At 64.7% G+C, this 530-nt stretch carries 1 pseudogene; it reads left to right on the plus strand.

Annotated elements, in window-relative coordinates:
* A pseudogene (locus NKI52_RS32695) lies at positions 1-530 on the plus strand (transposase); the annotation flags it as partial.

The raw sequence follows: 530 nt of genomic DNA on the forward strand, positions 1-530 counted from the left end.
CGATCCGGAGCAACTGGCCGAACATCCGGATCCTGATCCGGGCCGACGGTCACTATTGCAGCCCGCAGATCATCGACTGGTGCCGTGCCAACGATGTCGACTTCATCCTCGGCGTACCGCCCGCCACGACCCTGCGCAAGCATGTCGCGGACCTGGAAGCCCGCACGACGGCGCGCTTTGAAGCCTCACCGAAGACGAACAAGATCCGCAGGTTCAAGGAGTTCCTGGATGGGGCCGCCAGCTGGAGCCGCGTCGAGCGCATCATAGCGCGGGTCGAGGTCGGCGCCCAAGGTGCTGACACTCGCTTCATCGTCACCAACCTCGCCGGTGGAAAGGCCAAGGCGCTCTACGAGGATGTCTACTGCCGGCGCGGAGCGGCCGAGAACCACATCAAGACATCAAGTCGTGGAAGACGCATCTCGCCGCCGACCGCACATCCTGCACCAGAGCGACGGCCAACCAGTTCCGGCTGTTCCTGCATGCCGGCGCCTACTGGCTCATGTGGGGCCTGCGCGCTGCGATGCCGAAAC

Source organism: Mesorhizobium sp. M0590 (assembly GCF_040320905.1).
Taxonomy (GTDB): domain Bacteria; phylum Pseudomonadota; class Alphaproteobacteria; order Rhizobiales; family Rhizobiaceae; genus Mesorhizobium.